The 12,079-nt window shown below is 61.2% G+C and carries 11 protein-coding genes; 8 read left to right on the top strand and 3 right to left on the bottom strand.

The window, feature by feature from the left end:
* Positions 1–35: 35 nt before the first annotated feature.
* Positions 36–695, bottom strand: a complete 660-nt coding sequence (locus AC19YX_RS04655; RefSeq protein ID WP_078472632.1) for a hypothetical protein — start codon at positions 693–695, stop codon at positions 36–38.
* 168 nt (positions 696–863) lie between these two features.
* Positions 864–1,481, bottom strand: coding sequence for a LysE family translocator (locus AC19YX_RS04650; protein ID WP_500605766.1), 618 nt, complete (start codon positions 1,479–1,481; stop codon positions 864–866).
* Between the two features lie 64 nt (positions 1,482–1,545).
* Here AC19YX_RS04650 and AC19YX_RS04645 point away from each other — a divergent pair, with 64 nt between their 5' ends.
* Together AC19YX_RS04645 and AC19YX_RS04640 are read left to right on the top strand one after the other, a co-directional pair.
* On the top strand, positions 1,546–2,463 hold the full coding sequence (locus AC19YX_RS04645; protein ID WP_078472631.1) for a LysR family transcriptional regulator: 918 nt from the start codon (positions 1,546–1,548) through the stop codon (positions 2,461–2,463).
* Positions 2,464–2,605: 142 nt separating this feature from the next.
* A complete protein-coding gene (locus AC19YX_RS04640) occupies positions 2,606–3,475 on the top strand; it encodes an AraC family transcriptional regulator (RefSeq protein WP_500605765.1) in 870 nt (289 codons plus the stop codon).
* A gap of 159 nt (positions 3,476–3,634) precedes the next feature.
* Here AC19YX_RS04640 and AC19YX_RS04635 read toward each other — a convergent pair whose 3' ends face one another.
* Positions 3,635–4,513, bottom strand: coding sequence for a LysR family transcriptional regulator (locus AC19YX_RS04635; RefSeq protein ID WP_020298223.1), 879 nt, complete (start codon positions 4,511–4,513; stop codon positions 3,635–3,637).
* 129 nt (positions 4,514–4,642) lie between these two features.
* Here AC19YX_RS04635 and AC19YX_RS04630 point away from each other — a divergent pair, with 129 nt between their 5' ends.
* From AC19YX_RS04630 to AC19YX_RS04605, 6 genes are all read left to right on the top strand, one after another.
* Entirely contained in the window at positions 4,643–5,521 is an 879-nt protein-coding gene (locus tag AC19YX_RS04630) for an alpha/beta hydrolase family protein (RefSeq protein WP_020298222.1), read from the top strand.
* A 126-nt stretch (positions 5,522–5,647) separates the two neighbouring features.
* Positions 5,648–7,216 carry an ABC transporter substrate-binding protein gene (locus tag AC19YX_RS04625; RefSeq protein WP_078472628.1) on the top strand — a complete coding sequence of 523 codons (1,569 nt, stop codon included), beginning with the start codon at positions 5,648–5,650 and terminating at the stop codon, positions 7,214–7,216.
* Positions 7,217–7,227: 11 nt separating this feature from the next.
* The gene (locus tag AC19YX_RS04620; RefSeq protein WP_078472627.1) at positions 7,228–8,169 is read left to right on the top strand and encodes an ABC transporter permease; all 942 of its coding nucleotides are present in this window, start codon (positions 7,228–7,230) and stop codon (positions 8,167–8,169) included.
* Entirely contained in the window at positions 8,166–9,035 is an 870-nt protein-coding gene (locus AC19YX_RS04615) for an ABC transporter permease (protein WP_201130484.1), read from the top strand. The genes AC19YX_RS04620 and AC19YX_RS04615 overlap by 4 nt, the downstream gene beginning before the upstream one ends.
* A 2-nt stretch (positions 9,036–9,037) precedes the next feature.
* Entirely contained in the window at positions 9,038–10,669 is a 1,632-nt protein-coding gene (locus AC19YX_RS04610) for an ABC transporter ATP-binding protein (RefSeq protein ID WP_078472625.1), read from the top strand.
* A gap of 129 nt (positions 10,670–10,798) precedes the next feature.
* On the top strand, positions 10,799–12,079 hold the full coding sequence (locus tag AC19YX_RS04605; protein WP_500605764.1) for an OprD family porin: 1,281 nt from the start codon (positions 10,799–10,801) through the stop codon (positions 12,077–12,079).

Here is a 12,079-nt window from a genome sequence, read left to right as displayed (position 1 = left end):
ACCTCCGGCGAGGGCCCGATATGTTCCGCTGATCATCAGCACCCGGGCGCTTTGAGCTCCGAGCCGATGGTGACGGCAGTGACCGGCACATTTTCAAAGGCCTTCTGCGCGATGGAGGCGTATTTCTGGTCGCAGTTGAAGCGCGTTTCCATCACGTAGTCATCGCCTTCGGCCTTGCGCATGTGAGACTCCCACTGGCCGGAGGCGTCAAGCGCTGCATCCGATACCAGGACCACCTCCAGCAGGACTTCTCTGAATCCGACGGCATGGGGGCCTTCCCAGTGGGCGTAGACCGAAGGATCTGCGGCATTGCCGCACATGCTCAGGCAGTCGGCGGAGAAGCTCAGGCCACCACCGGACGAGGCGGTAAATGCACCGACGGTGAGGGGGTTGCCTGGAGCGGGAGCGTAGGTGCCGACGAACTGGGTCAAGTCAGCCTGGCATTTTGGCGTCAGTTCCAGGCGCAGCTTGCTGACTTTGCCGCCTTCGACCGTGGCGGTGATGTCACAACCCTGGACTTTGAAATGGTGATCGTTGCCGTTGGACTCCCGGGGAATGCCGGCTACCGATTCAAAGTAACGCTGATTGGTGCCCAACATGTCGCCGGTAAAGACTTCGGCAACGGAAGCGGCATGGGCAGTGTTGAGCGACATGGCCAGTGTTGAGGCGAGAAGGCTGAATAGCACCTTGTTCATAAGAGAGTCCTTTCAATGGGCGACCAGAACCCGTGGTCATCATCAAGTGGGTTCGGGGGCGGGAGTGTAGCAGGCGGCGGTTTTGCAGTGATGAGTACATTCATGCTCACGACAGAGTGCCGTTAGTTGGGCAACAGGGCGTTGTCTCTGCTCAAGGGCCGAGGCCACTCAAGCGGAACGCTGAGTGATGGTCAGGAATATGCCGAAGCTCACAAGCAGGCCGCCAAACCCTCGGTCAATCCATTGCCGTGATGCCATCAAGGTCTCGCGCATTTTTCCGCTTGAGAAGCACAGCGCGACCAGGCTGAACCAGGCTATGTGCGCACTCGCGATGAACAGGCCGTATGCCACTTGCACCGTCATCGCGGTATCCGGTCGTACTACGCCCATGAACAGGCTGACGATGAAGATCGATGTTTTGGGGTTCAACGCGTTGGTGAGAAACCCCGTACGCAGGGCGGCCAGATCCGAGATTGCCGGTGGCGGTACGTTTGGCTGTTCGCTCGCCGGCCCGGAACGGATCATCTTGATTCCCAGGTAGACCAGGTAAGCAGCACCCGCGAGCTTGAGCGCATTGAACAGCCAGGGCGTCTGCTGCAGGACCCACCCCAGCCCGAGCAGTGTGTAGCAAATGTGGACCAGAACCCCCGCGCCAATTCCCACTGCGGTCAGCAAGCCAGCCCGGCGAGACAGCAGCAATCCGTTGCGGGAAACCATGGCGAAGTCTGGCCCCGGGCTGATGCAGGCGAGTAGGGTAATGGTGATCACTGCTATCCATTCGCTCATGCTGAGCCCTTGCGTTGTTATGATGGAAAGCAATGTTTACAGATCATATTCCTGGGCGCTAACGATGATTTCTGATGAAAATGATGACTCAAGCTCACGAATCGGTGAGACGCGAATGCCTTCTTTGCTGGCATTGCGTTGCTTCGAGTCAGCCGGACGCTTCGAGAGCTTTGCCCGCGCCGCCCGCGAACTGCACCTGACGCCCGGCGCCATCAGCCGTGCCGTACGTGTGCTTGAAGAGGACCTGGGCGTTGATCTGTTCGAGCGCCGCAGCCGCAGGGTCTATTTGACGCACGCGGGAAAGCGCCTGGCGAACGCAGTGAGTGAGGGGCTCGGGATAATGAGCCAGGCAGTTCGCGAGATACGCACCGAAGCCCGGCGTACGCGGGTGCTTGTCCTGTCGTGCGAGCCAACGTTGTTGATGCGCTGGTTGATCCCTCGATGGAGCGACTTCCAACAAAGACATCAAGGGCAGGACATCCACCTGGTAGCCGGAGGTGGTTGTTTTTCGTTTGACCAGGGCATAGACCTGGCCATTCGCCGCGACGATTTTCCTCGGCCGCCCACCTACCATGCCGAGACACTGTTCACTGAAAAGGTTGGCCCTGTATGTCGGCCCGAGAAGGTCGGCCAATGGTTTGGCAAAGCCAGAAAGAGCCTGAGCCCCACGGCGCCATTGCTGCAGACCGCCAGCAGGCCTGACGCCTGGCAGGAGTGGGCCGGTGCAAGTGGACTCAGCCTTTGCGTGGCGCAGAGGCAGTCTTTCGAGCACTTCTATTTCAGCATCCAGGCGGCGGTCGCGGGCCTGGGGGTTGCCATCGGTCCGTGGCATCTGGTGCGCGATGATGTTCAGAGCGGTGTCTTGGCCGCACCGCTGGGATTTGTCGAGGATGGCTCGCGCTATTGCCTGTTCTCTCCCGCAGCGCTCAAGCAGGGCAGCCTGGAAATGGATCTGCTCAAATGGTTGCAGACAGTGGAATGAGGTGCGGCGTGCTTCAGCGACCCGCCGGCCAGACACAGGCATCGCGGCCCAACCCCAAACGTAGCTTGAGCAAACGCGGCTAGGCGTGTTGATGCGGCGATAGACGACTCTATTGGCGACCGAACTTCCAGGAGCTTTTCCAGTGTCAGACGTGCCGATCCATTTCGCTTACACAACACGCTTCAACGCCGTACTCGCCTACATTGACGCCAATCTTGAAGGTGACCTGTCGGTGAAGGCGTTGAGCCAGGTGGCGAACTTTTCGGCGTTTCACTTCCATCGGCAATTCACCGCGTTTGTTGGCGTGCCTGTCTCACGTTATGTGCAACTGATGCGACTAAGGCGCGCGGCACATCGCCTGGCCGCCGCTGCGGATCACTCGGTACTGGAGGCCGCGCTTGGTGCCGGCTTTGAAAGTCCCGAGGCATTTTGCCGGGCGTTCAGAAGGGCGTTCGGTATGACACCCAGCGCGTTCAGGAAGGAACCGAACTGGCAGGTCTGGAGTGCGGTCTTCGCCATCCCTCACTTTTCTAGGACGATCATCATGCAAGTAAGAATCGTAGATTTCCCTGAAGTCACAGTCGCAGCGCTTGAGCACTGCGGACCCGCCGGGCTGGTCAATGAGAGCGTGGGCAGGTTCATCAAATGGCGTATGCAGAGCGGCCAGTCGCCGGTGGCATCGAGTCGCACCTTTGGCATTCCCTACAACAACCCCGATACGACACCTGCCCACGCATTCCGCTTCGCAATCTGCGGCGAGATTCACGAGGCCGTGGCGCCGAATGAGTTCGGCGTGCACGAAATGGTCATTCCGGCCGGTCGCTGCGTCGTGGTGCGACACACCGGGTCGCCGGATCACATCGGCGAAACGATCTATCCGATTTACCGCGATTGGCTCCCGGCCAGTGGCGAGGAACTGCGTGATCATCCGCTGTTCTTCCACTACCTGAGCGCCTACCCCGAAACACCGCAGGATCAATGGCAAACGGACGTGTACGTTCCGCTGCAATAGCGGAACAGGCGGCTTTTAACCCTGAACGGGCGTTGACGAATGTCTGTTCAGGGGCGAAAGGTGCTTGCTTCGCAAGTGCGGGACGTTCTTCCAGAGGGGCAGGGGCGCAGTTCACGGCCGTTCCCGATGGCAGCACTCATGACCACACCAAGGGAAGGATTACTGGGACACCGCCGACATCAGCAACTTGCGAATTTCCCCGGTAATCGCACTTTTGGTGCCTTGTTCCAATATCCCCACCCGGCGTACTGCCAGGTCGCCCGGCAATGGCAGCACCCGCAGGCTTGGGTCTTTGTGCCAGTCGAAATTTTTCAGCAGCGGCACAATCGCCACCCCGACTTGCTGGCGCACCAGGTCGGCGATTCCGATGATCGAGTTCAGCTCCAGAATCTCCAGCGGTTCGACCGATTCACTCTTGATGATCGACTGCACCTTGCGCCCCACTGCCGTGGATCTGTCGTAGCGAATAAACGGCTGGGTTCTCAGCAACTCCACCGCGTCGTTGATGCCGGCGGTCTGCGTGGCATTGGCGAGCATGACGATGGGTTCGTTGTAGAGCAGGGTCCAGCTCAAACCACTGAAGTTTTGCCGCGCAGTCTCGATCAGCAGCGCGGCGTCGAGTTTGGCGGCCTGCACCAGGTTGACCACTTCGTCGGAACGGGCGGTCATCAGGTTGACCGAGATCCGGGGGTGCAGTTTTTTCAGTTGCACCAGGCAATTGGCGAGCAGGCCCATGCCAGAGGTGATGCCGCCGATCGACACTTCGCCCTCCATGGCCTCGCCATCGGGGGCTTCGGCGATCATTTGTTCGTAGTCCGCCAGCAGGCGCTTGGCCTTGGGCAGCAATAACACGCCGTCGCGGCTCAGCTTGATCTGCCGCTGACTGCGGTCGAACAGCGGGCGGCGCATTTCTTCTTCGAGTGCGCGCATTTGTTGGCCGACGGCGGCGTTGGTCAGTGCCACGCGGTCGGCAGCGGCGGCAAAGCTGCCGTACTCGGCGACGGCGATAAACGTCTTGAAAAAGCGAATGTTGCTCATGGGTCAACTCGCAGCCAGGGGTAGGGCCTGATCGTAAAGGTTTTGTTTGCTCTGGCTAAAGTTTAATTAGTTTTTCTTTTTGTAGCGCCCGGCCAATACTCAAGTCCGAACTGACTCGGCGAACTTTCCATGAGCAATCCAGATACCCATCCAGACACCAACCCCATCGACGCGGCCTTGCGTGCGGCCAAAAACGTGTATCACCTCGGCGCTACCACGGTGTACTCGCACCACGAGGACAGCCGTTTTGCCTACACCCTCTATGTGCCTGAAACCATCGAAGACAGCTCCCGGCCAGTGGACCTGGTGGTGTCGCTGCACGGCTCGACTCGTGCGATGGAGATTTATCGCAATGGCTTCGCGGAGTTTGGCCGCTGGAACGATTGTGTGATCCTGTCGCCGCTGTTCCCGGTCGGCGTGCTGGGTGACAGCAATGGCGATGGCTACAAGCAACTGGTCGAGGGCGATATCCGTTACGACCAGGTGTTGCTCGACATGATCGCCAGCGTCGGCAAGCGCTACGGGCGGCGCTTCGATACCTTTGCGCTGTTCGGCTATTCCGGCGGCGGGCAATTCACCCACCGGTTCTGCTACCTGCACCCGGAGAAACTCTGGGCGGCGTCCATCGGTGCGCCGGGCTCGGTGACCTTGCTGGACGCCGAGCAGGATTGGTGGGTCGGCGTGCGGGACTTCGCGACGCGCTTTGGCAAACCGTTGAACCTGCAAGCCTTGCAGCAACTGCCGGTGCACATGGTGGTCGGCGACTCAGACCTCGAAACCTGGGAAATCACCCACCGCGAAGGGGGCAAGCACTACATGGCCGGTGCCAACGCGGCCGGACGCACGCGCCCGGAGCGCCTGGCCAGCTTGAAGGCGAGTTTCGAAGCCGCCGGCGTGCACGTGCACTTCGACCTGCTGCCCAACGTCGCCCATCAGGGCATCAAGGCCATGCCGGCTGCCCAGGACTTCTTCGCCAAGGTGTTGCGCCGCAAGCGCAGCCTTGGCTGATACACCGTTGGTAGATGCACTCAGAACAGGCCGTATAACAATAACCAAGGATTCACTCATTCTGATGCCGGTCCTGCCTTGGCCCTCGCCACTGACCGGAAAATTTCTTCAAGGAGTCTTTCTCCCGTGAATAGTTACGTAAAGACGGCCCTGGCCGTCGCGATGTCGGCGTGCACCTTTTCCATGGCCGTCGCGCAAGACAAGGTCATCAGCGTGGGTCTCAATGGTGATATCCGCAGCACCGACCCGGGCGTCAACCGTGACGACAATACCGATGCGGTGATGATGCATATCGTCGAAGGGTTGGTGGCGTATCGCGAAGACACCAGCATCGCGCCGATGCTGGCCAGTGCCGTCGCGATATCGCCAGATGGCCTGCGCTACACCTTCAGCCTGCGAGACGGCGTGCACTTCCAGAATGGCCAGCTGTTGACGGCCAAGGATGTGCAATGGACCTGGCAGCGCTACCTGGACCCCAAGACCCAATGGCGTTGCCTGGCGGAGTTCGACGGGCGTGGTGCTGCCAAGATTGTCGATGTCGCCACCCCTGACCCGAAAACCGTGGTGTTCACCCTGGACCAGGCCAACGGCTTGTTTCTCGCCGCGATGGCTCGCCCGGATTGCGCCGGCAGCGGCATCCTGCACCCGGACTCGCTGGCCGCCGATGGCAGTTGGCGTGCGCCGATTGGCACCGGGCCGTTCACCCTGGGCAAATGGCAGAAGGGCCAGTACGTCGAACTGGATCGCTTCAAGGAATACACGCCGCGTGCCGAGGCCGAGGCGGACGGGTACACCGGCAACAAGCAGGCGTTTGTCGACAAGGTGCGTTTCGAGGTGATCCCCGATTCGGCCTCGGCCAAGGCCGCACTGCTCTCGGGTGGCGTCGACCTGTTGCCGGACGTGACGGCGATGGACGCCGCGCAACTCAAGCAGGTCAAGAATCTGCAGATCCAGGTCAGCCCGATCATGACCATCAGCGGCCTGCTGTTTCAGACCCGTGACCCGTTGCTCAAGGACGTGCGCATTCGTCGCGCGGTGGCGTTGTCCCTGGATTACGCGCAGATGGTGGCGGCCTTGTCCGATGGCTTGTCGGTGGTCAACAACTCGGTCATCCCCACCGCCAGCCCGTACTACGACGACACCGCGCACCAGGGCTACACCTACAATCTCGATGAGGCGCGGCGCCTGTTGAAAGAGGCCGGTTACGGCGGCGAAAAAATCCGCATGCTGGTCAACAAACGCTACCCGCAGATGTTCGACATGGGTTTGCTCAGCCAGGCCATGACTCAGGCAGCGGGGCTGAATATCGAGATGGAAACCCTGGAGTGGGGCACGCAGCTGGAGCGCTACCAGACCGGCAGCTACCAGATGATGTCGTTCTCCTACTCGGGGCGTTTCGATGCGGCGCAGAGCTACGAATCAGTGATTGGCGACAAGCAGAAGGAACCGCGCAAGGTCTGGGACAACCCCGAAGCCTTGGCGATATTGCGCGAGGCCCAGCGTGAGGTTGACCCCGCCAAGCGCCAGCCGCTGTTCGACAAGCTGCACACCTTGATGCTCAAGGATGTACCGATGGTGGTCATTTACAACGGCACCGCCATCGGCGCCATGGGCAAGCGCGTTGAAGGTTATCGCTCCTGGCCCGTTGCCAAACCGCGCCTGTGGGGCGTGAAGCTGGCCGACACTTCCAAGTAAGGCGTACCGCTATGTTTCGATTCATATTGCACAGGCTCGGCATGGCGGTGCCGACCCTGCTGTTGATCTCGGTGATTGTATTTGCCTTGATTCGCCTGATCCCCGGCGACCCGGCGTTGCTGATGCTGGGTGACATGGCCGACCCGCAAAGCCTCGCCGACATGCGCAGCAGCCTGGGGTTGGACCACTCGGTGGTGACCCAGTACCTGATCTGGATCAAATCGGTACTCAGTGGCGATCTCGGCATGTCCATCAGCAGCCGCCAGCCGGTAGTGGAGTTGCTGATCGAGCGCTTCAGCGTCAGCGCCACAGTGGTGCTCGTCGCGGTGTTACTGGCGACCCTGCTCGCGGTGCCGGTGGGTTTGCTCGCGGCCTGGAAGCAAAACAGCGCGCTGGATTTGGGCCTGGTGGCTACGGCGACCTTGCTGCTGTCGGTGCCGAGTTTCTGGTTGGGCTTGTTGTTGCTCTATGTGTTTGGCATTCAGCTCGGCTGGTTGCCGGTGATCGGTTACGTCGGCTTTGCCAGCGACCCGATGAAAGCGCTGACCTATGTGGTGCTGCCGATCATCACCCTGACCCTGGTGGAGTTCGGCGCGATTGCGCGGATGGCGCGGGCCAGCACCATCGAAGTGCTGCGCCTGGAGTACATCGCCCATGCGCGGGCCAAGGGGTTGTCGGAGGGAGCGGTGCTGTGGAAACACGCTCTGCGCAACGCGTTTGCGCCGACCTGGACCTTGATTGGCCTGATTCTCGGCAATTTGCTCGGCGGCATTGCGGTACTGGAAACCGTGTTCACCTTGCCCGGTATTGGCCGCCTGATGGTCGATTCGATCTTCTCCCGTGACTACCCGGTGCTGCAGGGTTGCCTGCTGCTGGTCACCTGCATCTACGTGTTGGTCAACCTGTTGGTGGATCTGTTGTATCCGCTGTTCGATCCAAGGGTGAAGCTATGAACCTCAAGACTCCTGCCTTGCCCACAGGGCTGGATGCCCAGCCGCGACGTGCCTGGCGTTACCCGCCGTTGAATGCGTTGATCGGCGGCAGCCTGCTCGCGGCACTGGTATTGCTGGCATTGCTCGGCGTGGTGTGGACACCTTTTGACCCGCTCAAGCTGGACCTGTTGTCGCGCCTGCACGCGCCCAATGCTGTGCACTGGCTGGGCACCGACGAATTCGGCCGTGACGTGTTCAGCCGATTGATCATTGGTGCACGCACCAGCCTGTGGATCAGCCTGCTCTCGGTGAGCGTGGCGGTTATCTGCGGCACGGTAATCGGTATGCTTGCCGGCTACCTGCGCGGCTGGACCGACCGCGTGCTGATGATGCTCAACGATGCCCTGCTGGCGTTTCCGGGCATTCTCATGGCCCTGGGCATCATGGCAATCGTTGGTGCCAGCCAGTACGGCATCGTGCTCGCCCTGGGCATTGCCTATACCCCGTCAGTGGTGCGGGTAGTGCGGGGCAGTGTGTTGTCGTTGCGTGAGCTGGAGTTCATCGAGGCGTCTCGGGTGATCGGCAACTCCGAGCTGTACACCATGTTCCGCCATATCACCCCCAACTGCCTGGCGCCGCTGTGCGTGCTGGGCACCAGCATGTTCGGCTGGGCGTTGCTCTCGGAGAGTGCGCTGAGCTTCCTTGGCCTGGGCGTACCGCCGCCGGCCGCGACCTGGGGCAGCATGCTCTCGGCGAGCCGCACCTACATCTCGACGGCACCGTGGCTGGGGATCTTCCCGGGCATTTTTATCAGCCTGACATTGCTGGCTATCAATCTGTTCGGCGATGCCTTGCGTGATCGTCTCGACCCGCGCATGAGGAAATGAGCATGAGCGTTCCAGTGCCATTACTGGCCGTTGAAAATCTACAGATTCGCGTCGGTGCGGACGGTCCGCTGGCCGTCGATGATTTCAGCTTCACCATGGCCCCTGGCGAGATCGTCGCGCTGGTCGGCGAATCGGGCAGCGGCAAGACCATGGCCGCACGCGCTGCCATTGGCTTGCTGCCGGCGCCGATGCAGGTGTGTGGTGGGCGCATCATGTTCCAGGGCGAACCGCTGGACAGCGGCAATGCCAAGGCGATGCGTGAAGTGCGCGGTGCGCGGATCGGCATGGTGTTCCAGGAGCCAATGGTCTCGCTCAACCCCGCGCTGACGATTGGCCGGCAGATGAGCGAGGCGCTCAAACTGCATACCACGCTGGATGCGGCGACGATCCGCGAGCGCTGCCGCGCCATGCTGCAACGCATCGGGATCAAGGATGCCGAGAAATGCCTGGGGTCCTACCCGCATCAGTTCTCCGGCGGCATGCGCCAACGCATCATGCTGGCCTCGGTGATGTTGCTGCGTCCGGCGCTGCTGATCGCCGACGAGCCCACCACGGCGCTCGATTGCCTGGCACAACTGGACGTGATCGAGTTGATGCTGGAGCTGACGCGCGAGCAAGGCACGGCGATTTTGTTCATCAGCCACGACTTGTCCCTGGTGGCGCGTTATGCCCACAAGGTGGTGGTGATGCGTGCGGGCAAGGCGGTGGAGCAGGGCCGTATCGAAGACATCCTGTTCGCGCCGAAGGCCGACTACACCCGGCAGTTGCTTGAAGCGCTGCCACGGCGCGGCGAGCTGGTGCCATTGCCGGCCGCCGACCACGCGTTGTTGCAGGTCCGGGATGTGTGCATCGAACACCCGGGGCCGCGCAGTTTCTGGGGCCGCAGCGTGCCCAAGCGCGTGGTGCATTCGGTGAACCTGAGCATCGCACCGGGCGAGACCTTGGCCCTGGTCGGTGGCAGCGGTTCGGGCAAAACCACCCTTGGGCGGGCAGTGGTCGGGTTGGTCACGCCCTGCGCCGGGGCCATCCTGTTCCAGGGCGTGGATATCCTCAAGGCCGCCAACCGGGCACACCGCCTGCAATGCCAGATGATATTCCAGGACCCGTATTCGTCCCTGGATCCGCGCATGACCGTCGGCCAGATCATTGCCGAGCCGCTGCGCCATGAGCCGGGGCTGACGGCCGCGCAAAAACGCCAGCGGGTCACCGAGACCCTGGTCGACGTCGGCCTGCCCGAGCAGTTCCGTGAGCGCTTTGCCCATCAACTCTCCGGTGGCCAGCGCCAGCGCGTGGCGATTGGCCGGGCGCTGGTCAGGCGACCCAAGCTGGTGATTGCCGACGAGCCGATTTCGGCACTGGACATGACCATTCAAAAACAGATTCTTGAGTTGTTCGAGCGCTTGCAACGCCAGTACGGGTTCGCCTGCCTGTTCATCTCCCACGACCTGTCGGCCGTGGAGCGCATCGCTCATCGCGTGGCGGTGATGAACCAGGGCGAAGTGGTTGAGATGGGGCCGCGCGACACCCTTTTCGACAGCCCGCAACATCCCTATACCCGGCGGCTGCTCGCAGCGGCCAGCCCCTTGGAGAAACGTGCGGATGGCAGTTACCGCCTCCGCGCCGGTGTGATTTAGGTACTGCTGCACCCCAGGCCATGTTTTGAAACCCAAACCTTCGTCAATCGGTGATTGGCGAAGCGGGCGAAGCCATGGCCGAAGAAAACAAAAACAACCCCACTCAACCTGTCTGCCAGGAACCTCCACATGAATAACCGCATCAACAAAGTTGTCACCAGTGCCAGCGTCATGGGCGTCGGTTTCATGCCCTTGTTTGCCCAGGCCGACTTTGTCGCCGACAGCAAGGCCTCGCTTGAATTGAAGAACTATTACTTCAACCGCGACTACCGCGAGTCCAGCGGGCAGAACAAGCGCGCCGAGTGGGCGCAGGGGTTTATTCTCAACCTCGAATCGGGCTTTACCGAAGGTACGCTGGGGTTTGGCCTGGACGCGGTGGGCATGCTGGGCGTGAAACTCGACTCGAGCCCGGATAACTCCGGCACCGGGCTGCTGGCGCGCTCCAGCATGGCCGAGCCGGGCTCTCCCAGCTATGCACGCCGTGCCCATGACAATTACTCCAAACTCGGCATTACCGGTAAGGCGCGCCTGGCCCAAAGCGAGCTGCGAGTGGGCTACATGGTGCCGGACCTGCCGACCCTGCAACCCAACCTCAGCCGTCTGTTCCCCCAGAGTTTCAGTGGCACCGCGCTCACCTCCAAGGACATCGACAAGCTGACCCTGACCGTGGGCCAACTCGACCAGGTCAAGCAGCGCGACTCGACCCACTACGAGGACATGGGCCTGACCAGCCAGTACGGCGCCTACAAAAGCAGCGCCAAAAGTGATGAGTTCCGCTACGCCGGCGGCGAGTACAAGCTCACGCCAACCACGCTTGTGACCTATCAGTACGCGCAACTGGAAAGCCTCTACCAACAGCACTACCTGGGTTTGAAAAACAGCTTCAAGTGGGGCCCCGGTACGTTCAAGACCGACATCCGTTACTTCAACGCCAGTGAAGACGCTGCGGCCCTGGCCGGCAAGGTGGATAACCGTGCGTTGAGTACCCGTATCGGCTACAGCCTCTATGGCCACAACCTCAGCGGCGGTTACCAGGCACAGTACGGCTCGACGCCGTTCACCTACGTGGACGGCACTAACACCTACCTGTTCACCGAGTACCAACTGGCCAACTTCTCCCAGACCGGCGAGCGCGTGTGGCATGCCCGCTATGACTATGACTTTGCCTCGCTGGGCCTGCCGGGCCTGCTGTTCTCGACGCGTTACGCCAAGGGCGACAACGCCAAGGTCATCGGCTTCAAGGGCGAAGGGCGCGAGTGGGAGCGCGATTTCAGCCTCGGCTACGTGGTGCAAAGCGGCACGTTCAAGGATGTGTCTGTGCGTTGGCAGAACGCCAGCGCCACCAGCAACTTCACCCGTGACACCAACGAGAACCGAGTGATCCTGGGTTACACCGTGGCGCTCTGGTAG

The organism is Pseudomonas sp. MF09150, from assembly GCF_059862355.1.
Note: the sequence above shows the minus strand (reverse complement) of the source record. Positions and strands in the feature narration are given on the sequence as shown.

Excerpts from the sequence above, each read along its gene's own strand:
- AC19YX_RS04630 (WP_020298222.1), top strand. The coding sequence starts at position 4,643 with ATGAGCAATCCAGATACCCATCCAGACACCAACCCCATCGACGCGGCC.
- AC19YX_RS04655 (WP_078472632.1), bottom strand. The coding sequence starts at position 695 with ATGAACAAGGTGCTATTCAGCCTTCTCGCCTCAACACTGGCCATGTCG.
- AC19YX_RS04620 (WP_078472627.1), top strand. The coding sequence starts at position 7,228 with ATGTTTCGATTCATATTGCACAGGCTCGGCATGGCGGTGCCGACCCTG.
- AC19YX_RS04650 (WP_500605766.1), bottom strand. The coding sequence starts at position 1,481 with ATGAGCGAATGGATAGCAGTGATCACCATTACCCTACTCGCCTGCATC.
- AC19YX_RS04605 (WP_500605764.1), top strand. The coding sequence starts at position 10,799 with ATGAATAACCGCATCAACAAAGTTGTCACCAGTGCCAGCGTCATGGGC.
- AC19YX_RS04615 (WP_201130484.1), top strand. The coding sequence starts at position 8,166 with ATGAACCTCAAGACTCCTGCCTTGCCCACAGGGCTGGATGCCCAGCCG.
- AC19YX_RS04610 (WP_078472625.1), top strand. The coding sequence starts at position 9,038 with ATGAGCGTTCCAGTGCCATTACTGGCCGTTGAAAATCTACAGATTCGC.
- AC19YX_RS04635 (WP_020298223.1), bottom strand. The coding sequence starts at position 4,513 with ATGAGCAACATTCGCTTTTTCAAGACGTTTATCGCCGTCGCCGAGTAC.
- AC19YX_RS04645 (WP_078472631.1), top strand. The coding sequence starts at position 1,546 with ATGATTTCTGATGAAAATGATGACTCAAGCTCACGAATCGGTGAGACG.